Below are 21,903 nucleotides of genomic sequence, written 5' to 3'. Positions count from 1 at the left end.
TCACTCCGTACGTCGCCGCAGCGTGACGGACCCCAGCGCGAGCCCGGCCACGACGAAGCCACCGACGACGAGCAGGTCGAGCCAGACGTCGCTGGTGGTGCTGCTGCCGGTGAGCCGGTCCATCGCGTCCACGGCGTAGGTCAGCGGCAGCGCACGGCCCGTGACGTCCAGGACCTCCGGGAGGTCCGGGCGGGCCACGAAGAGCCCGCAGAGCAGCAGCTGCGGGAACACGACCAGCGGCAGGAACTGCACCGCCTGGAACTCCGTGCGCGCGAACGCACTCACGAACAGGCCGAGGACCGAGCCGAGCACGGCGTCGGCCGTCGCCACGACGCACAGGAGCCACACCGGTCCCTCGACCGAGAGGTCGAGCAGCCCGACCGACACCGAGACCGCCAGGCCGGACTGGAGGGCGGCGACCACGCCGAACGCGAGGGCGTAGCCCAGGAGGAAGTCGAGTCGCCCCATCGGCATGGCCAGCAGCCGCTCCAGGGTGCCGCTGGACCGCTCGCGCAGGGTGGTGACGCTGGTGACCAGGAACATCACGATGAAGGGGAACACCGCGAGAAGGGCCGGTCCCAGGCGGTCGAACGGGTCGACCGGCAGGTCACGGAACATCCACCACAGCAACGTGATCAGCAGGCAGGGCAGCACGATCAGCATCGCCGCCGTCCGGCGGTCGCGACGCAGCTGGGTCAGGACCCGACCGGCCACCGCGAGGGTGGTGCGCGGGTTCACGACGACGCTCCGACCAGCGACAGGAACGCCGACTCGACGTCGTCGGTGCCGGCCCGCTCCCGGATCTCCGCCGGGGTGCCCTGGGCCAGCACGGCGCCGTCGCGCATGAGCAGCAGTCGGTCGCAGCGCTCGGCCTCGTCCATCACGTGGCTCGAGACGAGGACCGTGACCCCGTCGTCGGCCAGTCCGTGGAACAGCCGCCACAGGTCGCGGCGCAGCACCGGGTCGAGCCCCACCGTCGGCTCGTCGAGGACGAGCAGCGACGGACGACCGAGCAGGGCGACGGCGAGGCTGGCCCGCGATCGTTGCCCACCGCTGAGTCGGCCGACGACGGCCTCGGCGTACGCCGTGAGGTCGACCGACTCCAGGGCCGCGTCCACCTCGCCGACGGGGCTGCCCAGCACCCGCGCGAAGAACCGCAGGTTCTCGGCGACGGTGAGGTCGTCGTACACGCTGGCGGCCTGGGTCACGTAGCCGATCCGGCGGCGCAGGCTCCGGCTGCCGGCGGGCTCGCCCAGGACGGTGACCTCACCTCCGGCGACGCGCTGCACCCCGACGATCGAGCGGAGGAGCGTCGACTTGCCGCAGCCGCTCGGTCCGAGCAGTCCCGTCACGCCGGACCCGATGCTCAGGTCGAGTCCGTCCAGGACGACCCGGCCGCTGCGCACGACGCGCAGCCCGCGGGTCTCCACCACATAATTCATCATGTGGTGAAATTAACCTCGGGACGCGGTCGAGGTCAACCGAGGGGGTCCTCCAGGTAGCGCTGCACGGTGGGCGCGTACGACGCCACGAGCTCCTCCGACGGGGCCGAGGCGATCGGCTCGATCCCCAGCACGTAGCGGGTCACCACCAGGCCCACCAGCTGCGAGGCGACCAACGCCATCCGTCGGTCGGGCTGGTCGAGGCCCAGGGCAGTCCCCAGCGGGCCGAGCACCAGCCGCATGAGCCCGTCGCGGGTCAACCGACCGCCCTCGGGCTCGAACACCGATCGCAGGAGCGTGCGCAGCGGCAACGAGGTGGTCTCGTCGTCCCAGACCGCGACGAAGACCCGCAGCAGCCGCTCACCGGCGCCGTCGAGCCCACCCTCGGCCACCGGCCGCAGCACCTCGCGCGGGTCGAGCGCGACCTCCAGCGCCGCCAGGAACAGGTCGTCCTTGCTGCCGAAGTAGTGGTGCACCAGGGCCGCGTCGACGCCGGCTGCCGCGGCCACCTTGCGCACCGAGGTGCCGGCGTACCCCTGAGCGGCGAACTGGGTCCGTGCGTGCACCAGGATGCTCGCCCGGGTGTCGGGGGAGCCGGGACGTCGCCCGCGCCGGGCCGGAGTCGTCGACATGGGCCGAGGCTACGGCCGGGCTCAGGCCGGCAGGTCCTCCGCGTCGACGATCCGGTAGGCGTAGCCCTGCTCGGCCAGGAACCGCTGCCGGTTCTGGGCGAAGTCGGCGTCGACGGTGTCGCGGCTGACGATCGTGTAGAAGTGCGCGGACTTGCCGTCGTCCTTGGGGCGCAGCAGCCGCCCCAGGCGCTGGGCCTCCTCCTGGCGCGAGCCGAAGGACCCCGACACCTGGATCGCGACCTCGGCCGAGGGCAGGTCGATGGAGAAGTTGGCGACCTTGGAGACCACCAGGAGCCCGACCTCGCCGGAGCGGAAGGCGTCGAAGAGGCGCTGCCGCTCCTTGACCGGGGTCTCGCCCTTGATGACGGGGGCGTCGAGCTGCTCGGCGAGCTCGTCGAGCTGGTCGATGTACTGTCCGATCACCAGCGTGGGCTGGCCGGGGTGCTGCGCGACGAGGTCGCGCACGACCTGGACCTTCTCGTGCGTGCACGACGCGAGCCGGTAGCGCTCCTCGGGCTCGGCGGTCGCGTAGACCAGCCGCTCCGAGGTCGGCAGCGTCACCCGGACCTCGACGCAGTCGGCCGGCGCGATCCAGCCCTGGGCCTCGATGTCCTTCCACGGGGCGTCGTACCGCTTGGGGCCGATCAGCGAGAACACGTCGCCCTCGCGGCCGTCCTCGCGCACCAGGGTCGCGGTGAGCCCGATCCGCCGACGGGCCTGGAGGTTGGCGGTCATCCGGAAGATCGGCGCCGGCAGCAGGTGGACCTCGTCGTAGACGATCAGGCCCCAGTCGCGGGCGTCGAGCAGCTCGAGGTGGCGATAGACGCCGCCCCGCTTGGTCGTCATCACCTGGTAGGTCGCGATGGTGACCGGCCGGATCTCCTTGACGGTGCCGGAGTACTCGCCGATCTCGTCCTCGGTCAGCGACGTACGACGGACCAGCTCGTCCTTCCACTGCCGGGCGCTCACGGTGTTGGTGACCAGGATCAGCGTCGTCGCCTGCGCGTGCGCCATCGCGGCCGCGCCGACGAGGGTCTTGCCGGCGCCGCAGGGCAGGACCACGACCCCGGACCCGCCGTGCCAGAACGACTCGGCGGCCTCGCGCTGGTAGGAGCGCAGCTGCCACTCGCTCTCGTCGAGCGCGATCGCGTGGGCCTCGCCGTCGACGTACCCGGCGAAGTCCTCGGCCGGCCACCCCAGCTTGAGCAGTGCCTGCTTGAGGTTGCCGCGCTCGGAGGCGTGGACGGCGACGGTGTCGTCGTCGATGCGGGCGCCGAGCATCCCGGCGATCTTCTTGGCGCGCAGCACCTCCTCGAGCACCGGCCGGTCGCTGCTGGCCAGCACCAGGCCGTGCACGGGGTGCTTCTCGAGCCGCAGCCGTCCGTAGCGGGCCATCGTCTCGGCGACATCGACGAGCAGCGCGTGCGGGACGGCGTAGCGGCTGTACTGGAGCAGCGTGTCGACGACCTGCTCGGCGTCGTGGCCGGCGGCGCGGGCGTTCCAGAGACCCAGCGGCGTCAGCCGGTAGGTGTGGACGTGCTCGGGGGAGCGCTCGAGCTCGGCGAACGGCGCGATCGCCTTGCGGCAGTCGGCCGCCTGGTCGTGGTCGATCTCGAGGAGGAGGGTCTTGTCGGACTGCACGATCAGGGGGCCATCGGTCACCGACCGAGTCTACGGAGGGCCGGGGTACCGCCCGCCGCTGCGCCGCCCCCGGCTGCCCTGCTTCGGGGGGAGCTCATCCGCTTCTGGGGCGTTGCAACGGGGCAGAAGAGCAGGAATCCCCGGGTACCCGGGGATTCATGCCACCGCGCGACCTACTCCCCAGCCAACGCCCGCACCGTGGTGATCCGGTGCACGGCGAACGACCGGACGTCGTCGGCGCGGTGGTCGCGCGCGGTCAGCGACCCGCCCTCGATCGACAGGGGGTCGACGACCCGGTCGGAGGAGACCCCCTGGTTGTCGACGTAGCCGATCAGCACGGTCGCGCTCGCCTCGATGGCCTCACGCAGCGCGGCCAGCGCCCCGGAGGGCGTCAGCGGGGTGGTGGGAGCCAGCGGCCGGGAGGAGGTCGCCCGGTCGCCGGAGCGTACGGCGGCCACGACGGCGGACACGCGGGCCGACTCGCGCACCGAGCGCGCCGACGGGCCCCGGTCGCGCGGCGCCCGCGCGCGCAGCGCGTCGGGACGGGTGACCTGGACCGTGCCGTCGGCGGCCTCGAGCACCGGCGCGGCGCCGAGGTCACGCAGGCGCGGCAGGAGCACGTCGACGGGGGTGCTGCTGACCACGACGGTGGGGGCGATGCGGCGCAGCCCGAGGCCGCGCGCCCGGGGGTGGTGGAGCAGCTCGCTCAGCGCCGCCTCGTCGTCGGCGCGCAGGAACGACTCGGCGGCCCCCACCCGGATGGCCCCGAAGGTGCGGACCGTGTCGTCGACGAGGTAGGTCAGCGGCTGCGGCACCGGGGTGCGCGAGACGGAGGCCAGGAACTCGTGCAGCTCGACCGCGGTCCACCCGACGTCGAGCGCGCGGCGCACCGAGGCGGGCGTGAAGCGGTAGGTCGTCGCGCCGCCGCGCGACTCGACGTCGGCCACCAGCTGCAGCGAGCGCGCCAGCGCCGACTCGAGGGGGCCCGGCGCGACCGCGGTGAGGTCGGCCTGGAGGAGCACGTGGTCGACGGGCTCGGGGAGCAGACCGGCCAGTGCCTTCTCGGCGTCGCCGCCCGCGACGAGGGTGCGCGCGAAGGAGGCCAGGCCGTCGAGACCGGTGGCGCCGACCACGGCGGCCTCGGTCATCGTCCAGGCGACCTGCTGGGCCCGCGAGCGCGGGCGCCGGGGCCGGTGCCACGCGACCTGCTCGACCAGCGAGGGCAGGCCGGTCGTCGCGGCGAGCACCGTGCCGGGTGGCAGCGTCGCCAGGGCGGCGAGGGTGCCGGCGCGCGACTCGGCCATGGAGTACGACGACAGCTCGGGCGACAGGGCGTTCCAGGCCTTGCCGGCCTCGTCACGGGTGCCGACGAGGGCGGGCAGCCGCGGGCTGGTCAGCCACGCCCGCGCCAGCGTGACCCAGCGGGCGGCGGGGGACAGGTCGAGCCAGGTGTCGAACGCGTCGGTCGGCACCCACACCGGGTTGCCCGAGCCGTCGGCCCGGCCGGCGACCAGCCCGGCGACCGAGCAGACCTCGACCACCAGGGCGGCCGTCGGCACGTCGACCGCGAGCAGCGTCGTCACGGCCTTGAGGTCGCGGACGCCGAGACCGCCGCTGCGCAGCACCGCGGGCGGGTGGTCGCCCCAGTGGTCGAGGAGCAGCTCGACGCGTCGTACGAGCTCGAAGGCCGCGCCGGCCGCGGTCCGGTCGACCAGGGCGGCGGGCCGGTCGGTCGTCGCGAGCGGGGGTACGACGTCGACCGGCTCGGTCGTCGTCCGGCCGCCGCGCAGGGCGATCCCGACCTCGCCGGGCAGCAGGACCACCCCGGCCGCCCCGGGCTTCGGCACGAGCAGACGGCGTGAGACGAGCTCCTCGGCCGGCGTCGCGGCGTCCTCGGGCAGGACCGTGAGCCGGGCCGCGCCCGAGGTGGCCTCGCCGCCGTGCTCGGCCACGTGGTCGAGCAGGGCCCGGGCCGCGGGCGACACCTCGCGCAGCCGCCGGACGACCTCGCGCGGCGACAGCGCCTCGGGGGTGCACGGGCGCAGGCCGGAGGCCCCCGGTCCGGTGCCGAGCGCGTCGGCCGCCCCGGAGACCGCGCGCAGCCCGCCGCGGGTCTCCCACACCAGGGCCAGGTCGAGCAGTCTGCGGAGGGTGGCGTCGACAGTCGCGGGCTGGGCGTGGATGATGCTGCGCACGTCGGCGGCCGTTGTTTGACCGGCGACGACCAGGGCATCAAGGACCGAGAGCTCGACCCGGGTCAAGGTGTCGAGTGCTCGCGCCAGCGACGCCCGGACCGTGGCCCGCGACGCGAGCTGACCGAAGTCGTGAGGGGCGGGTGTGGTGAGGTCAGGGCGGGCCGTCAGCAACCCCGCGAGGCGATCGTCGCTCCAGCTGCGCAGCTGGTCTGCGAGCGAGCGGAAGCCCGCGCCGTCCCTGGTGCTCATCCGCCCCACGGTAGTCGGGCCGGACCACCCGGTGGTGGCTGGATGACCGGGGTCGAGCTCCACCACGGCGCGGCCACCGACGTCGGTCGGGTGCGCACGGTCAACGAGGACTCCTTCCTCGTCGCCCCGCCGGTCTTCGTCGTCGCCGACGGCATGGGAGGCCACGACCGCGGCGACGTCGCCAGCCGGATCGTGGTCGAGGAGTTCGCCCGGCTCGCCGACACCGGCTACGACCCCGCCCACGGGCCCGAGGTCATCGCGCAGACCCTGCTCGAGGCCCAGCTGCGCATCGCCGACTACGACGCCGAGCAGCGCGCCGGCGGCGCCCACGACTTCGCCGCCGGCACCACGGCGGTCGTCGCACTCCTCATCGAGCAGTCGACCGAGCCCAAGTGGCTGCTGGCCAACCTGGGCGACTCCCGCATCTACCGCATCAACGACGGCCTGCTCGAGCAGGTCAGCGTCGACCACAGCATCGTGCAGGAGCTCGTCGAGGCCGGGGTCATCACCGCGGACGACGCCGCGGTCCACCCCGAGCGCCACGTGATCACCCGCGCGATCGGCGGTCGCGGGCGCCTCGACGCCGACTTCTTCGTCCTCCCGCTCTCGGGGGCCGAGCGCCTGATGCTCTGCTCCGACGGGGTCAGCGGCATGATCGACGACGCCATGATCGGCGAGATCCTGACCCGTACCTCCGACCCGCGCGACGCCGCCGACGAGGTCGTCGCCGCGGCCGTGGCGGCCGGTGGTCGTGACAACGCCACGGCGGTCGTCGTCGATGTGGTGGGATTGGCCGACGACCGACCCTATGACTCCGACGCGCAGCGGGTGAGTCTCGAGCAGAAGCTGGGAGCCCGGCCATGACCGAGCAGACCACCGGACAGACCACCGGAGGGCCCACGGGCACCTGGTCCTACCGACCCGGATCGTGGTTCGGCGTCTTCGGAGCGGCCACCACCCTGCTCCTCCCGGCCTCCGAGAAGGCCCGGGTCGCCGACCTGTGGTCCACGATCGACGACGGCGCCGACTTCGACGCCGTCCTCGACACGCTCCTGCAGTCGGGCCTCGGCGTGCTGCCCGGGTTCGTGCTGGTCGGCAGCGGCGAGGGGCCGACCAAGATCCTGGTCCGCGGCGCCTCCGTGCGCGCCGCCGTGACCACGGCGAGCGGCACCGTCGAGCTCGACGGCTCCACCGTCACCACCTGGGTCGAGCGCACCCTGCCCGACGTCACCTCGCTCTCGGTGACCGTCGACGGTGGCGACCCCGACGCGAGCGACCTGCCCATCCACGGTGGTCTGGTGCGGGTCGGCCGGGTCGACCACCCGCCGTACGCCGAGCCGGAGCCGGTCGCCGCCCTCGCGCTCGACGACGACGACGACGACGCCGACGCCGACGCCGACGACGTCGATGCCACCGGTCCGGCGTACTCGCTGGACAAGCCGGTCACCGAGGTCGAGCCGACGTACGACGAGGCCGAGGGGGCCGTGCCCGCCGAGTCCCTCGACATGGAGCTGCTCGAGGTCGCCGAGGCCGTCGAGGCCGTCCAGGAGTCCTCGCCGCTCGACGACGACGACGACACCAGCAGCATCGCCGCACCGCCACCGCCCCCGGGTCTCCCTCCGATCCCGCCGCCGCCGGTGCTGCCCCCGTCGCCGCCCGCGTGGCCGGGCAGCACGCCTCCGCCCCCTCCGCCGACCTCACCGCCGCCGTTCGCGCCGTCCCTCGACGCGCCCACGATCGCGCCGCCGAGCGGGCCACCGCCCGAGCAGCCGCCGGTCGACCAGGCCGACACCGAGGTGCCGACCGAGGTCCTCGAGCTGCCGACGGACGACGCGTCCGACGCGCCTGCTGACGAGGCGGCCGACGGCGCCCCCGAGGCCCCCCACGAGGCCCCCCAGGACGTCGACGACGTCGCCGACCACGACGGGATGACCCAGATCGGCGTCAACGCCGACGAGTTCGCCCGTCCGCTGCCCGGCATCGCCGGCCAGCAGATGGCCCCCGTGGTGGGCCGTTCGGTCGCCCGCCTGGTGATCTCCCACGGTGAGACCGTCGACGTCGACCGTGTGATCCTGGTCGGTCGGGCCCCCGAGGCCCGGCGCTTCACCACCACCGACCAGCCCCGCCTGGTCACGGTGCCGAGCCCGCTGCACGAGATCTCCTCGACCCACGTCGAGATCCGTCCAGGCTCGGGTGCCGACCACGGCAGCGCCGTGATCACCGACATGGGCTCGACCAACGGCACCGTCCTGGTCCAGCCCGGCCTCGCGCCCGAGGAGCTCAAGCCCGGGATCGCCGTCCAGCTGATCCCCGGCGCGACGATCAACCTCGGCGACGGCATCACCATCCAGGTCACCCACCCTTGATGGATCGCGCATGAGCACCCCCGGAGCCCCCGGACTCCCGCCGGCCCGCGTGGACACGACCTACCCCGCCGCCGAGCTCGACCGCCGCTTCTACGCGTTCGTGATCGACCGGCTGGTGGCGTGGGGCATCTTCGCCGGCGCCGCCTACCTCGCCTGGCGCTTCTTCCTCGACGACGACCGGGTCCTCGCGGGCGTCGGCGTCATCGTCGGGACCGTCGTGCTGGTCTCGGTCCTCTTCGCCGTCCTGCTGGGCGTCGCCGGGGTGTCGCCGGGCAAGGCGCTGGTCGGGTTGCGGGTGGTGCGCTTCGACGACGGTCGCCCGATCGGCTTCTCCAAGGCCCTGGTCCGTACCGCCGTGCTCGGCATGTTCACCCTGCCGACCGTCGGCCTCGGGCTGGCGACCCTGGCCTGGACCGCGGTCATGGACCCCGGCGGACGCCGCCGCGGCGGCCACGACCGGATGAGTGACGCCGTCGTCGTCGACGTCCGCCCCGCGCCCGTCACCGAGGCCGAGGACCCCCGTCCGCGGGCGATCGTCAACCTCACCGCGATGCGGCTGATGCCCACCCCGCCCGCGGCCACCGACCCCGCCGTGCCGGCGCGCGTCGACCGACCTGTCTCGCCGCCGCCGCCGAGCGGTCCGGCTCCCGCCGTACCCGCGCCGCACCCGACGCCGGCACAGGCGTCGGCACAGGTCCCGGCGCCGCGACCGGCCGTGCCCCCCGCCGCCCCCGCGCCGGCTGTGCCCGCCCCGCCGGCCGCCGTACCCCCTCGGGCCGCCGCGCCGGCCCCCACCCCCGCGGCCACGCCGCAGGTCCCGACCCCGTCGGCGCTCGACGGCCCGACGACCCGACGACCCGACCCGGTCCCCTCGGGCGCGACGACCCGGTGGCGGGTCACGTTCGACACCGGCGAGACGTTCGTCGTCGAGGGCCTGGCACTCGTCGGACGTCGGCCCGAGCCCCGGGCCAACGAGCCCGTCAAGCACCTCGTGCCGCTGCGGTCCTCCGACATGTCGCTGTCCAAGACCCACGCCCAGTTCCAGGTCGTGCCCGACGGCGCCCTGGTGGTGATGGACCGCGGCTCGACCAACGGCTCGGTGGTGATCCGTCAGGGCGTCTCGAAATCGCTGACCGCGGGTCGGCCGTCCACCCTGATCGACGGCGACACCGTCCGCTTCGGCGACCGCACCATGACCGTGGCCAAGGACGCCTGATGGGCTTCGAGCACTCCCTGACGGTGTCGACGAGCGCGCCGACCGCCGCGATCTGGGCCCTGTGGTCCGAGCCGTCCAGCTGGCCCGCCTGGGACCCCGCGGTCGTCGGCGTCACCCTCGACGGTCCGTTCGAGCAGGGCACCACCGGCACGATGACCCTGGCCGGTCCGTTCGAGGTGCCCGTCGTGCTCGCGGTGGTCGTCCCCGGCGAGCGCTACGTCGACGAGCTCACGATGGGCGAGCTGGTGATCCGGATCGACCACCTGGTCGTCGCCTCGGCCGACGGAGGCAGCGAGGTCACCGTCTCCACCACCGTCCAGGGTCCCGGCGCCGAGGACGTCGGCCCGATGGTGACCGCGCAGGCGCCCCTCGCCCTGGCCGCGCTGGTCGGCTCCGCCGAGTCCGCCTGACGCTCAGTCGGCGTCGGGGATCTCCTTGAAGACCTCGGGCCGGCCGATGAACTCGGCGTGCTTGAGCGGCCAGACCAGGGTGAAGACCTTGCCGACGACGTTGTCGATCGGCACGAAGGGCCGGTCGGGGTCGTCCTTGGGCAGCGAGGGCTCGTCGGGGTCGCAGTTCTTGGGGGAGTCCTGGCAGAGCCGCGCGGAGGAGTCGGCCGACTCGGCGCGGTTGTCGCCCATCACGAAGAGCCGGCCGGGCGGGACCGTGACCTTCCAGTCCTTCTGGCAGGCGTTGACCATCGGCCCGTCGCAGTCGGGCTGCGGCGCGATGAAGGCGTCCTCGTCGATGGCGACGCCGTTGACGATCAGGTGTCCCTGGTCGTCGCAGCACTCGATGGTGTCGCCGGGTACGCCGATCACGCGCTTCACGAGGTGACCCCCGGTCGGGTAGAGCCCGACCTTGGCCAGACCCCGCGCCAGGATGGTCTTGGGCCCGGCCTCGGGCCCGTTGAGCCAGTCGTCGGCCTCGTCGTCGGGGGTCGCGTCGCCCGGGTCCTCGAAGACGATGACGTCGCCGCGAGACGGTGATCCACCGAACCAGTAGGACACCTTCTGCACCAGGATCCGGTCGTTGACGACCAGGCCCGGCTCCATCGAGGCCGACGGGATGTAGAACGCCTGCACCAGGAACGTCTTGATGATCAGCGCCATCCCGAGGGCGACCACCAGGAGCACCGCCGTCTCGAGCCAGAGCGGTGCCCGGCGCTTCTCCCGGGTGTCGGCCGTGGCCGCCGTCCCGTCGCCGTCGACCGGCACGGCGGCCGGCTCGTCGGAGGAGTTGTTCTCCAGGGCGGGCCGGCTCGGCACGTCGTCATCGGGCACGACAGGGAATGTACGCCAGCACACCTCGACCCCGACGCTCGCCCGAGGCCTGCGCGCGGGGCGCGCCTCGCGCCGGTGTGTGACGCGAGTTACGTTCGGTCCATGGAGTCCTACGCCCGGGGTGAGACCGACCAGCCGCTGCTCGACGAGACGATCGGGACGGCCTTCGACCGCACCGTCGCGGCCTGGCCCGAGCGGGAGGCCCTGGTCGAGGTCTCGACCGGCCGCCGCTGGACCTGGGCCGAGCTCGGCGCCGAGGTCGACGCCGTCGCCCGGGGGCTGGTCGCCGGGGGACTGGCCGTCGGCGACCGCGTCGGCATCTGGGCGCCCAACTGCGCGGAGTGGACCATCGCCCAGTACGCCACGGCCAAGGCCGGCGTGGTCCTGGTCAACATCAACCCCGCCTACCGCACCCACGAGCTGGCCTACGCGGTCCACCAGAGCGGCCTGCGCTGGATGCTGTCCGCGTCCAGCTTCAGGACCAGCGACTACCGCGCGATGATCGCCGAGGTCGCGCCCGAGGCCCCGATGCTCGAGCGCACGGTCTTCCTCGACACCGAGGGCGACACCGACGGCGACAACGACGGCGACTGGGCCGGCCTCGTCGCGGCCGGCGCCGACCTGCCGGCCGACGCGCTCGTCGTACGCGGGGCCGGGCTGGGGCCCGACGACCCGATCAACATCCAGTACACGTCGGGCACCACGGGCTTTCCCAAGGGCGCGACCCTCAGCCACCGCAACATCCTCAACAACGGCTGGTTCACGACCGAGACCATCGGGATGACCCACGAGGACCGGCTGTGCATCCCGGTGCCGTTCTACCACTGCTTCGGCATGGTGATGGCCAACCTCGGGTGCACCACCCACGGCGCGACGATGGTCATCCCGGGCCCGGCGTTCGACCCGGCCACGACGCTGAGGACGATCGAGGACGAGCGCTGCACCGCGGTCTACGGCGTCCCGACGATGTTCATCGCGATGCAGCACGACCCGTCGTTCGCCGAGCGCGACCTGTCGTCGCTGCGCACCGGCATCATGGCCGGGTCGATCTGCCCGGTCGAGGTGATGCGGCGCTGCGTCGACGACATGCACATGGCCGAGGTGTCGATCGCCTACGGCATGACCGAGACCTCGCCGGTCTCGTGCCAGACCCGGGCCGACGACGACCTCGACCGGCGTACGGCGACCATCGGCCGGGTGCACCCGCACGTCGAGGTCAAGGTCGTCGACCCCGCCACCGGCGCGACGGTCGAGCGCGGCGAGGCCGGCGAACTCTGCACCCGCGGCTACTCGGTGATGCTCGGCTACTGGGACGACCCGGAGAAGACCGCCGAGGCGATCGACGTCGACGGCTGGATGCACACCGGAGACCTCGCGGTGATGCGCGAGGACGGCTACTGCAACATCGTGGGACGCATCAAGGACATGGTGATCCGCGGCGGCGAGAACATCTACCCACGCGAGATCGAGGAGTTCCTCTACGCCCACCCCGACATCGAGGACGTCCAGGTCGTGGGCGTGCCCGACGAGCGCTACGGCGAGGAGCTCTGCGCCTGGCTGCGGATGCGCGCCGGCGCGGAGCCGCTCGACGCGGCCGCGGTCCGCGCCTACGCGACCGGCCGTCTCGCGCACTACAAGATCCCGCGCTACGTGCTCGTCGTCGACGAGTTCCCGATGACCGTCACCGGCAAGGTCCGCAAGGTCGAGATGCGCGAGCGCTCCGCGTCCGAGCTCGGCCTGGCGTGACGACTGCGGCCGGCGAGACGCAGGGACCTGCCTCCGTCTCCGTGAGCCGCGAGCTCGGCCCAGGTGGGCGAGGGGTGCCGTCGTGCCGGTCGGGTCGTCCTCGTCGACGAGCTCGACCTAGCAACCGTCTCCGGCTGCGCCAGCCCACTCGTCGCGCAACAGCCCGTAGACCGAGGTGTCGGACCACTCGCCCTTGCCCCACCAGTCCTGGCGCAGGTGGGCCTCGTGCGTCATCCCGAGCCGCTCGCACAGCCGCGCGGAGGCGGTGTTGCGCGGGTCGAGCTGGGCGAACACGCGGTGGCACCCGAAGACCTCGAAGGCGAGGTCGACGAGCGCCCGGGCCGCCTCGGTGGCCAGGCCGCGTCCGCCGGCGGCCGGTGCGAAGACGTAGCCGAGCTCGGCCATCGACCGCACCTCGCCGGCCTTGAGCCGCAGCATCACGTCGCCGACCACGGCCCCGTCGTGCTCGACGACCAGGGTCAGCCCCCAGTCGAGGTCGGGCTCGTCGGCGGGGTCGCGGGCCAGGTCGGCGCGCCAGCGGTCGACGCGTCGGAGCACCCCGTCGCGATCGAGGCTGTCGAACGGGAGGTGGCGGGTCACCTCGTCGTCGCCGCAGTAGCCGAGGATCGCGTCGACGTCGTCGTCGCGGACCTCGCGCAGCACCAGCCGCTCGGTGCGCAGCGGCAGCGAGACCACGGGGGTCATCGGGTGACGACGACGGGGATCCGGGTGATGGTGCCGGTGGCGCCGCGCCACACCACGTAGCCGTCGTCGACACCGCGGCCGCTGCGCCCCGACGCGCGCACGCTGAAGGTGGCGCTCTCACCGGGCCCGAGGCGTACGGCGGCCGGGCGGACCACCACGTCGCTGCGGAACCCGGCCGCCGAGGAGGAGAAGTAGAGACGGCGCCCGGAGACGTTGGTGATCCGGCGCGAGGCCGTCAGCTGGCCGCTGGACAGCGTGATCGACGGGGTGTTGAGGTGGGTGCGACCACGATCGAGCCAGGCGCGGTAGTCGTCGTCCTGGACCAGGTAGGCCAGCCCCGGGTGGTCGGCGGCGGCCGCACGCAGCAGGCCCGTACCGCTGCGCAGGACCCCGTCACGCAGCGGGAGCGCGGTCGTCACCAGCGCCGAGCGCACCGCGGCCGGGCTCGCGCCGCGGCCCAGCAGGAGCGCGGCGACACCGGCGGTACGGGCGGTCGCGGCCGACGTACCGCTGGCGACCTCCCAGGTGCCGGTGGCGTCGGGGACCGCAGCCAGGACGCTCGACGCCGGGGCCACCAGGTCGGGCTTGCGGGTGCCGTCGGCATCTCCGGACCCGGAGAAGTCGGCGACGCGGGGGAGCGGGTCGGAGGTGCCCAGCGGGCGCAGCCGGACGCGGACGGACGGGTCGGCGGCCAGCCACGCGCGCAGCCGGCGTGCCGGTCCGGCCGCCAGGTGGACGGTCGGGACGCGGTGCAGGTCGGCGTCGACGGAGCCGGGACCGCCGTTGAGGAGCACCATCGCGGCGCCGTCGGCCAGGGCCACGGCGCGCGACTTGTCGACCCGGCCCACCCGCCCGCGCTCGCAGACGACGACGGCTCCGGCCACCCGGGCGGCGTCGAGGCTTCCGGGCGTGCAGACGTCGGCGTCGCTGACGGAGGCGCCGTCGGCGACCGCGTCTGCGGCCAGGACGATCCGGGTCGCCTCGACGCTGCGCCGCGACTGCATCGCACCGACGAGACGTCGGCCGCCGGGCAGCACGAGCTCGCCCCGGCGTACGTCGCCGTCGGAGCCGCCGACCGTCACCACCCACGGTGAGGTGTGCGCGACCGAGCCGGTGCCCTCGTTGCCGGCCGCACCCACGACGACGACGCCCGCCTCGGTCGCGCCGAGGAGCGCCCGCTCGAGCGTGTCGATGCCGCCGGGGCCGCCGACCGCGAGGGTGAGGACGTCGACGCCGTCGCGGGTCGCGTCGTCGACGGCGGTGACCAGGTCGGCGGTCGAGCAGCCGTCGTCAGCGGGGTCGGGGGCGCTCCAGCAGGCCTTGTAGACGGCGAGGTGGGCGTCGGGGGCCTGCCCCCCGAAGGTGCCGAGCCGTTCGCCGTCGACCACGACCGGCACACGGGCGTTGCCGGCCGCCAGGGACGCCGTACGGGTGCCGTGGCCGTCGAGGTCGCGCGGGGAGACGGTGGTGGCGGCCCGCAGGCGGTCGGTGCCGAAGCCGTCGACGTAGGTGCGGGCCCCGACGACCTTGCCGCTGCACTCGGCGGCGTCCCAGTCGGCGGCCGTCTCGCAGGCTCCCCTGAACGTCGTGGGCGGGCGCAGCGAGCCCCGCTGGGCGAAGACCGGGCTGTCGGGGGCAAGACCGGTGTCGACCACGCCGATGACGACGCCAGCGCCGCCGCGGCTGGGCCCGGCGACCGCGGCCGTCGGCGTACGGCGGGTGAGCCGGGACGGCAGACCGGCCACGTCGGCCACGTCGGCCACGTCGGCCAGGGGGCGCACCGAGTCACGCTCGACGGCACGTACCTGGGGCAGCGAGGACACCTCGGCCGCCTGGTCGGCGTCGAGGCGGACCGCGAAGCCGTTGACCGCGGTCGTCCACCGGTAGACCGGCGGCGGCGCGCCGAGGGCGGAGAGCGCGTCGAGCACGGTGTCCTGCTCGCGGATCACCCGCGCGGTGTCCAGGGTGCGGCTGAGCGCTCCCAGGGCCGTGGAGGTGCCCGGTGTCCGCAGCGTCACGAGGTAGAGACGACCGCTGCCGGCGGACGCCGCCGCGGAGACGGGAACGGCTGCAGGAACGGCCGCGGGAACGGCGGCGACCAGGAGACCGGAGCCGAGCACGCCGACGGCCGCGGACGCGACGACGGAGCGCAGCCGTGCGCGCCGCTGGTGGCGTGATGGCAGTCGCATCGCTGGTCCTCCCTCCTCCTGGATCGTCGATTGTGACGCACGCAGCGATCCACCGCACGCGAAGGAGCCCACCGACAGGTGGGGCGCACGTGAATAGGGTGGCGTCGTGGCCTCCCCGCTGGTCGTCGGATTCGACCTCGACATGACCCTCATCGACACCGCGCCCGGGTTCGTGGCGGTGCTGAGGGCGCTCGGCGACGAGCTCGGTGTCGCCTTCCCGGTCGAGGAGATGACCGCGGCGCTGGGGCCGCCGCTGGACCTGATGCTCGCCCCCCACCTGCCGGCCGACGCCATCCCCGCGGCCGGTGACCGCTTCCGCGCCCTCTACCCCGAGCACGCCGTCGCGTCCGTGCCGCTGCTGCCCGGAGCGGCGCTCGCCCTCGACGCCGTACGCCGTCACGCGGGCCGGGTCCTCGTGGTGACGGGCAAGTACGCCCCCAACGCCCGGCTGCACCTCGACCACCTCGGCCTCGACGTCGACCTCCTCGAGGGGTGGGTCTGGGGCGTCGGCAAGGCCGACGTGCTGCGCCGCGAGGCCGCCACGATGTACGTCGGCGACCACGTCCACGACGTCGAGGGCGCCCGCGCCGCGGGCGTGCTGAGCGTGTCGGTCCTGACCGGCGGCAGCACCCGTGCGGAGCTCATCGCCGCCGGCACCGACGTGGTGCTCGACAGCCTCGAGGATTTCCCGTCGTGGCTCGACGACCACGTGACATAAGGTGACGGTCGCTCGTCCGACGGACGAGCACGTCACGCGTAGAGGTGGGAACAGTGCCCAACGGCAAGGTGAAGTGGTTCGACGTCGACAAGGGCTTCGGGTTCCTGTCCCAGGACGACGGTCCCGACGTCTACGTGCACGCCGACGCCCTCCCGGCCGGCGGCACGCTCAAGCCCGGCACCCGGGTCGAGTTCGGCATCGCCCAGGGCCGCAAGGGCGACCAGGCCCTGCAGGTCAAGGTGCTCGACGCGCCCGCCTCGGTCAGCCGCAACCAGTCCCAGGCCCGTCGCAAGCGCCCCGACGAGATGGCCCCGATCGTCGAGGACCTGATCCGACTCCTCGACGGCATCGGTGAGGCCTACCGGCACGGCCGCCACCCCGACCCCAAGTCGGCCAAGCCCGTCGCCATGCTGCTCCACGCCCTCGCCGACGAGCTCCAGCTGAGCTGATCGTCTGGCCGAGGCTCGGCCGGCTCGCCCAGCGACCCCGCACCGCCTGGGCTCGCTGCCGCTGGCCTGACCTCGCGGGGCCGACCTGGGCGGTGGCCGGCCGACCTCGGCGTGCGCCGTGTGGTCGCCTTTGAGTGGGGCCCGGGCGCCTGTGCCCACGTGCCTGTCTGCTTCGGGTGCGTGCGTGCCTGGTGTGAGTGGTGGTCGTCTGAGGCGGTCGGTCAGTCCTTGCGGAGCGAGGGCGGGGTGCTGGCCGGGGGTGGAGGTGGCGGCGCCGGTGCGGGCTGCGGGCGACGACGTCCCCGGGGGCGCGAGGACAGCACGAAGAGCGTCCACAGCGCCAGCACCGCGAACGCGATGCCGAGGCCGAGCCGCGGGATCTGGGGGAGGGCGATGCCGATGAAGCCGCCGACGACCCACGCCAGCTGCAGGGTGGTGTCGCTGCGGGCGAAGGCGCTGGCCTGCACGTGCGTCGGTACGCCGCTCTGGATGGTCGAGTCGAGGGACACCTTGGCCAGGGCTTGGGCCAGCCCGGCGACGAGCCCCAGCCCGGCCAGGACGGCCAGTCCGTAGAAGAGGGTGCCGGCCAGCACGATCGCCGCGTCGGCGAGCAGCGCGAACGTCACGGTGACGGCGGGGTTGATCCGCCGCAGGACCGAGGCGAGGAAGATCCCGATGGCGTTGCCGACGGCCGCGCCGCCGATGACGATGCCGAGCAGGATCGTCTGGCGGTCCTCGTAGCCCTCGAGCGGCTTGTCGCGCAGCAGGAACACCATGTACATGGTGAGGAACCCCGAGAGCCAGCGCGGACCGCAGTTGGCGCGCAGCGCGTAGGCCACCTGGGGTGGGATCTGGGTGCCGCGGCGCGGTCCGGAGGTGTCCTTGCGCAGGCTGACCTGCTGCTCGCCCTCGGTCGAGTCGACCTGGGCCGGGAGCAGGATCGCGGCGATCGTGCCGACGATGAACACGAGGAACGCGTAGTAGAGGGAGTACTGCGGGCCGATGGTGGCGGCGCCCCCGGCCAGCGGCGCGGAGATGCCCGCCCCGACCAGACCGGCGAGCGAGACGCGGCCGTTGGCCTTGACCAGGGTGGAGTCGCTCGGCAGCAGCCGGGGGATCGCCGCGGCCCGGGTGACCCCGTAGGCCTTGGACGACACGAGGACGCCGAGGGCGGCGGGGTAGAGCAGCGCGGAGTCGTCGGCCACCGCCCCGGCCAGCACGAAGCACAGGAACCCCCGGATCGCGAAGGTCGCGCCGATGGCCCACCGACGGCCGTGGCTGAACCGGTCGAGGAACGGTCCGATCAGCGGGGCCACGATGGCGAACGGGACCATCGTCAGCGCCAGGAACAGGGCGACCTGGCCGCGGGCCTCGCTCGTCGCGCCGGCGAAGAACACGGTGGTGGCTAGCGAGATGGTGACCGCGGCGTCGCCGGCGGCGTTGGCGGCGTGCAGGTAGATGAGGCGGTTGAGGCCGGACTGCTCGGCCCCCTGCGCGTTGGCTGCCCGCTTGGCCTGGGTCACCGCGAACCGCCCGAAGCGCCCGGTCACGCGTGCCGAGGCCTTCACCCCGCGGGCGGTGGCCTTGGCGCCGGTACCGAGGCCCTGACCGACCGCACGGGCCCGGTCGGCGCCGGTGGAGGTCGAGCCCCCGGGGGACGGGTCGCGCTCGGCGTACGCGGTGTGCACCTCGGCGGGCTGCGGGTCGTGTCCGCCGGGAGGCGGGGCGTCGCCGGGGCCGGAGGTCATGGGGTCCATCCTGCCCCGAGGCGCCGACGGCGTGGCCCGCGACCTGCCGCTGTCCGCCCCCGACCTGACAGCCGGTTGCCGGATCGGTCACACTTGCGCCCGTGACGACGTCCCTCACCGCCTCGGTACGCAGCCAGCCCGACAGCGTGGCCGCCCGCGCCGTCGACGTGGCGCGCGCCGCGCTCCTCGAGGAGGTCCCGGCCAGCGAGGTGGGCGACCACCTCGGCGTCGAGGCCGAGACCGAGGCCGAGCGCACCGTCACCCACTTCTTCGCGTGCAGCCGTCCGGGCTACTCCGGCTGGCGCTGGGCCGTCACCGTCGTGCGCGCCTACCGCCAGAAGCCCGTCACCGTCGCCGAGGTCGTGCTGATCCCGGGCGCCGAGGCGATCACCGCGCCCGCCTGGGTGCCCTACCGCGAGCGCATCCGGCCCGGCGACATGTCGCCCGGCGACCTGCTGCCGGTCGACGACGACGACCCCCGCCTGGTGCCGACCTACTCCTTCGGCGACGACCCGCTCGACGACGACGCCAAGGCACAGATCCGTACCGTCGCGAAGGACCTCGGCCTGGGTCGGGTCCGCACCCTGTCACCCGAGGGCCGCGACCTCGCCGCCCAGCGCTGGTACGACGGCGACGGCGGCCCCGAGTCGGCGCTGGCCCAGGGCGCCCCGGAGCCCTGCTCGACCTGCGGGTTCCTGCTGCGGATCTCCGGCTCGCTGTCCGAGACCTTCGGCGTGTGCGCCAACGGCGACGCCAACGACGACGGCCGGGTCGTCGCCTTCCAGCACGGCTGCGGTGCCCACTCCGAGGTCCGCCTGGCCAAGAAGCACGAGCCGCTGCCCACGCCCGACCACGTCCTCGACACCCTCGGTCTCGACGACTACGAGGTCTTCTGACCTACCCGACGTCCGCGTCGCGCTCGTGGCGGGCGCGACGCCGGCGACGGCAGTACTCCAGCCCGAACAGCCCCAGGCCCATCCCCGCCAGGCACATCCACAGCACCCAGGTGTGCCCGTCCTCCTGCAGCCGGCCGTAGAACGGCAGCAGCCCGACGAAGGCCAGGAAGAACAGCCCCGTCCCGACCTCGACCGTACGCACCCCGTCGACGTCGAGCGGCTCGACGTCGGCCAGCACGTAGGTCTTGTTCCTGAACTCGTGCTGCATCGGCTGGTCGTCGCGGAACTCCACCCGCTCACCGTACGCCGTCCCGGCCTTACGTCGGTCGAGGTGTGAGGCGCGCTAGCGCCGAGCCTCGAGACCCCCGCAGCGTCTTGCCGTCTGCAGCGACGTCCTCTCGTCCCCAGGTCTCGTGGTGCTCGGGTCGGGCGGTGCGTGAGCCACCGTTCTGGGGCCTCGGGCGGGTGGGTTCGGTGGCTGACGCACCGCCGGCCTCGGCGGTGGCTCGACCGGAGCGATTGTCGTGAACCAGGTTCACGGGATTCTCTCCCGTCGCCAGATCTCCGGGTCGCGCGGACGCCCCGACCCCGTGGGACCGGCACCGTGAAGAGCCAACACTCGCCGGGAATGCTTAGCAAGAGTAATGAGTTACGCTAACGACATGCCCACCGTCGCGAAGGCCTCCCGCACCGACACCGGTCTCGCCTCCGAGCTCCGGATGTCGGTGATGCGCCTGCGCCGCCGGCTCGCTGGCGAGCGCCACCCCGACAACGAGCTCAGCCTCAACGCGATGGCCGTGCTGGCCGGTCTCTATCGTCACGGCGACCTGAGCATCGGCGAGCTCGCGACCCGCGAGCGGGTGCAGCCGCCGAGCATGACCCGCACCGTGACCTTCCTCGAGGCCGACGGCTACGTCGCGCGGCGCCGTCACGAGACCGACGGCCGCCAGGTCGTCGTGGTGCTGACCGACCTGGGTCGCCGCACGCTGCTGGCCGACCGTCGCCGACGCGACGAGTGGCTGGCCCGCCGGTTGCGCGACCTGACCCCCGACGAACGTGCCGTCCTCCGCGAGGCGGCCCCCATCCTGGAAAGACTGGCCGACGCCGAGTGATCATCCCGTGAGTCCCACCTTCCGCGCCCTGCGCAACCACAACTACCGCCTCTACGTCGCGGGCACCCTGGTGTCCAACACGGGTACCTGGATGCAGCGCGTCGCCCAGGACTGGCTCGTGCTGACCCTCGGCGGCGGCGGCACCGCGCTCGGCATCACGACCGGTCTGCAGTTCCTCCCGGTGCTGCTGCTCTCGCCGTACGCCGGCGTGATCGCCGACCGGTTCCCCAAGCGGCGGCTCCTGCAGCTGACCCAGGCGGCGATGGGGGTGGCCAGCCTGCTCCTGGGCCTGCTGGCCGTCAGTGGGGCGGCCCAGACGTGGCAGGTCTACGTGATCGCGGTCGTGTTCGGCATCGGCTCGGCGTTCGACGCCCCGGCGCGCCAGTCGTTCGTGTCCGAGATGGTCGGGCCCGACGACCTCACCAACGCGGTCGGCCTCAACTCCGCGAGCTTCAACCTCGCTCGGATCCTCGGTCCGGCCATCGCCGGGCTCATGATCCACGCGCTCGGCGACGGCACCCGGGCCACCGGCTGGGTGATCCTGATCAACGCCGTCAGCTACCTGGCGATCATCGCCCAGCTGCAGCGCATGGACCTGGCCCAGCTCCACTCGCCCAAGCCGACCGGACGCCGACCGGGGGCTCTGCTCGAGGGGGTCCGCTACGTCCGCAGCCAGCCACGCATGGTGATGATCCTGGTGCTGGTCTTCTTCGCCGGCACCTTCGGCATGAACTTCATGATCACCTCGGCGCTGATGGCCACCCAGGTGTTCGGCAAGGGAGCGGGGGAGTTCGGCGTCCTCGGGTCGGCGCTCGCGGTCGGGTCGCTGACCGGCGCGCTGATGGCGGCGCGCCGCGTGCGCGTCCGGCTGCGCCTGCTCGTGATCGCCGGCACCGGCTTCGGTGCGGCGCTGCTGGTGGCCTCGGCGCTGCCGTCGTTCACGGCCTTCGCGCTGTTCTCCCCGGTCATCGGGTTCTGCACCCTGACGATGCTCAACTCCGCCAACGCGACCATGCAGCTCAGCGCGGCCCCGGAGATGAGGGGAAGGGTGATGGCGCTCTACATGACGATCGTGATGGGAGGCACGCCCCTCGGGTCGCCGATCATCGGCTTCGTCGGCCAGCACTTCGGGGCGCGGTGGACCCTGGTGGTCGGGGGTCTCGTCACCCTGTTCGGCGTCGCCCTGGCGATCGCCGTCTACGCGCGGATGACCGGTGGTTGGCGCGGTCTCCTCGCCGCCTCCCGTACGCCGCCCGCACGGCGCCTCGACGACCTGGCGCCCGAGGTCGTCCAGGCGACCTGAGCCCCCGGGGCTG

Annotated in this window: 20 protein-coding genes; 10 read left to right on the top strand and 10 right to left on the bottom strand. The window is 73.6% G+C overall.

Annotated elements, in window-relative coordinates:
* The 5 genes from FJQ56_RS05970 to FJQ56_RS05950 form a co-directional block, all read right to left on the bottom strand.
* Nucleotides 1-738, bottom strand: a complete 738-nt coding sequence (locus FJQ56_RS05970) for an ABC transporter permease (RefSeq protein ID WP_140008229.1) — start codon at nucleotides 736-738, stop codon at nucleotides 1-3.
* Entirely contained in the window at nucleotides 735-1,442 is a 708-nt protein-coding gene (locus FJQ56_RS05965) for an ABC transporter ATP-binding protein (protein WP_246084110.1), read from the bottom strand. The genes FJQ56_RS05970 and FJQ56_RS05965 overlap by 4 nt, the downstream gene beginning before the upstream one ends.
* Nucleotides 1,443-1,477: 35 nt before the next feature.
* Nucleotides 1,478-2,074, bottom strand: coding sequence for a TetR/AcrR family transcriptional regulator (locus FJQ56_RS05960; protein WP_140008227.1), 597 nt, complete (start codon nucleotides 2,072-2,074; stop codon nucleotides 1,478-1,480).
* 21 nt (nucleotides 2,075-2,095) lie between these two features.
* Nucleotides 2,096-3,736, bottom strand: a complete 1,641-nt coding sequence (locus FJQ56_RS05955; RefSeq protein WP_140008226.1) for a DNA repair helicase XPB — start codon at nucleotides 3,734-3,736, stop codon at nucleotides 2,096-2,098.
* Nucleotides 3,737-3,888: 152 nt separating this feature from the next.
* The gene (locus FJQ56_RS05950; RefSeq protein ID WP_140008225.1) at nucleotides 3,889-6,159 is read right to left on the bottom strand and encodes a helicase-associated domain-containing protein; all 2,271 of its coding nucleotides are present in this window, start codon (nucleotides 6,157-6,159) and stop codon (nucleotides 3,889-3,891) included.
* A gap of 42 nt (nucleotides 6,160-6,201) precedes the next feature.
* Here FJQ56_RS05950 and FJQ56_RS05945 point away from each other — a divergent pair, with 42 nt between their 5' ends.
* The 4 genes from FJQ56_RS05945 to FJQ56_RS05930 are packed head-to-tail and all read left to right on the top strand — an operon-like array spanning nucleotide 6,202 to nucleotide 10,151.
* A complete protein-coding gene (locus FJQ56_RS05945; protein ID WP_140008224.1) occupies nucleotides 6,202-7,023 on the top strand; it encodes a PP2C family protein-serine/threonine phosphatase in 822 nt (273 codons plus the stop codon).
* Nucleotides 7,020-8,525 carry an FHA domain-containing protein gene (locus FJQ56_RS22875; protein ID WP_140008223.1) on the top strand — a complete coding sequence of 502 codons (1,506 nt, stop codon included), beginning with the start codon at nucleotides 7,020-7,022 and terminating at the stop codon, nucleotides 8,523-8,525. Before FJQ56_RS05945 ends, FJQ56_RS22875 begins: the two co-directional genes overlap by 4 nt.
* Nucleotides 8,526-8,535: 10 nt before the next feature.
* Complete coding sequence (locus FJQ56_RS05935; protein WP_140008222.1) at nucleotides 8,536-9,741, top strand: RDD family protein; 1,206 nt, start codon at nucleotides 8,536-8,538, stop codon at nucleotides 9,739-9,741.
* Nucleotides 9,741-10,151, top strand: a complete 411-nt coding sequence (locus tag FJQ56_RS05930; protein WP_140008221.1) for an SRPBCC family protein — start codon at nucleotides 9,741-9,743, stop codon at nucleotides 10,149-10,151. The genes FJQ56_RS05935 and FJQ56_RS05930 overlap by 1 nt, the downstream gene beginning before the upstream one ends.
* Nucleotides 10,152-10,154: 3 nt before the next feature.
* On the opposite strand, the gene lepB is transcribed toward FJQ56_RS05930, so the two are convergent.
* Entirely contained in the window at nucleotides 10,155-11,024 is an 870-nt protein-coding gene (gene lepB / locus FJQ56_RS05925; protein WP_246084004.1) for a signal peptidase I, read from the bottom strand.
* Nucleotides 11,025-11,126: 102 nt separating this feature from the next.
* On the opposite strand from lepB, the gene FJQ56_RS05915 reads away from it, so the two are divergent.
* On the top strand, nucleotides 11,127-12,770 hold the full coding sequence (locus FJQ56_RS05915; protein ID WP_140008219.1) for an AMP-binding protein: 1,644 nt from the start codon (nucleotides 11,127-11,129) through the stop codon (nucleotides 12,768-12,770).
* Between the two features lie 117 nt (nucleotides 12,771-12,887).
* On the opposite strand, the gene FJQ56_RS05910 is transcribed toward FJQ56_RS05915, so the two are convergent.
* Both FJQ56_RS05910 and FJQ56_RS05905 read right to left on the bottom strand, forming a co-directional pair.
* Entirely contained in the window at nucleotides 12,888-13,475 is a 588-nt protein-coding gene (locus tag FJQ56_RS05910) for a GNAT family N-acetyltransferase (protein WP_140008218.1), read from the bottom strand.
* Nucleotides 13,472-15,664 carry a S8 family serine peptidase gene (locus FJQ56_RS05905; RefSeq protein ID WP_170215279.1) on the bottom strand — a complete coding sequence of 731 codons (2,193 nt, stop codon included), beginning with the start codon at nucleotides 15,662-15,664 and terminating at the stop codon, nucleotides 13,472-13,474. Before FJQ56_RS05905 ends, FJQ56_RS05910 begins: the two co-directional genes overlap by 4 nt.
* Nucleotides 15,665-15,770: 106 nt before the next feature.
* Between FJQ56_RS05905 and FJQ56_RS05900 the strand changes: the two genes are divergently transcribed.
* Both FJQ56_RS05900 and FJQ56_RS05895 read left to right on the top strand, forming a co-directional pair.
* Nucleotides 15,771-16,382 carry an HAD family hydrolase gene (locus FJQ56_RS05900; protein WP_246084003.1) on the top strand — a complete coding sequence of 204 codons (612 nt, stop codon included), beginning with the start codon at nucleotides 15,771-15,773 and terminating at the stop codon, nucleotides 16,380-16,382.
* 53 nt (nucleotides 16,383-16,435) lie between these two features.
* Nucleotides 16,436-16,831 (top strand): cold-shock protein, encoded by a 396-nt coding sequence (locus tag FJQ56_RS05895; protein WP_140008216.1) that lies wholly within the window; start codon nucleotides 16,436-16,438, stop codon nucleotides 16,829-16,831.
* Between the two features lie 221 nt (nucleotides 16,832-17,052).
* Here the strand turns inward: FJQ56_RS05895 and FJQ56_RS05890 are convergent, their stop codons facing one another.
* On the bottom strand, nucleotides 17,053-18,579 hold the full coding sequence (locus FJQ56_RS05890) for an MFS transporter (protein ID WP_140008215.1): 1,527 nt from the start codon (nucleotides 18,577-18,579) through the stop codon (nucleotides 17,053-17,055).
* Between the two features lie 101 nt (nucleotides 18,580-18,680).
* On the opposite strand from FJQ56_RS05890, the gene FJQ56_RS05885 reads away from it, so the two are divergent.
* Nucleotides 18,681-19,475 carry a DUF3027 domain-containing protein gene (locus FJQ56_RS05885; RefSeq protein ID WP_140008214.1) on the top strand — a complete coding sequence of 265 codons (795 nt, stop codon included), beginning with the start codon at nucleotides 18,681-18,683 and terminating at the stop codon, nucleotides 19,473-19,475.
* Between the two features lies 1 nt (nucleotide 19,476).
* Here the strand turns inward: FJQ56_RS05885 and FJQ56_RS05880 are convergent, their stop codons facing one another.
* The gene (locus tag FJQ56_RS05880; RefSeq protein WP_246084002.1) at nucleotides 19,477-19,767 is read right to left on the bottom strand and encodes a DUF2530 domain-containing protein; all 291 of its coding nucleotides are present in this window, start codon (nucleotides 19,765-19,767) and stop codon (nucleotides 19,477-19,479) included.
* A gap of 370 nt (nucleotides 19,768-20,137) precedes the next feature.
* Between FJQ56_RS05880 and FJQ56_RS05875 the strand changes: the two genes are divergently transcribed.
* Both FJQ56_RS05875 and FJQ56_RS05870 read left to right on the top strand, forming a co-directional pair.
* A complete protein-coding gene (locus FJQ56_RS05875) occupies nucleotides 20,138-20,587 on the top strand; it encodes a MarR family transcriptional regulator (RefSeq protein ID WP_246084001.1) in 450 nt (149 codons plus the stop codon).
* 7 nt (nucleotides 20,588-20,594) lie between these two features.
* Nucleotides 20,595-21,890, top strand: coding sequence for an MFS transporter (locus tag FJQ56_RS05870; protein WP_140008212.1), 1,296 nt, complete (start codon nucleotides 20,595-20,597; stop codon nucleotides 21,888-21,890).
* Nucleotides 21,891-21,903: the final 13 nt, after the last annotated feature.

This window comes from Nocardioides plantarum (assembly GCF_006346395.1).
Classification (GTDB): Bacteria; Actinomycetota; Actinomycetes; order Propionibacteriales; family Nocardioidaceae; genus Nocardioides; species Nocardioides plantarum.
The sequence above is the reverse complement of the archived record's forward strand: the minus strand, read 5'-3'. Positions and strand labels throughout refer to the sequence as shown.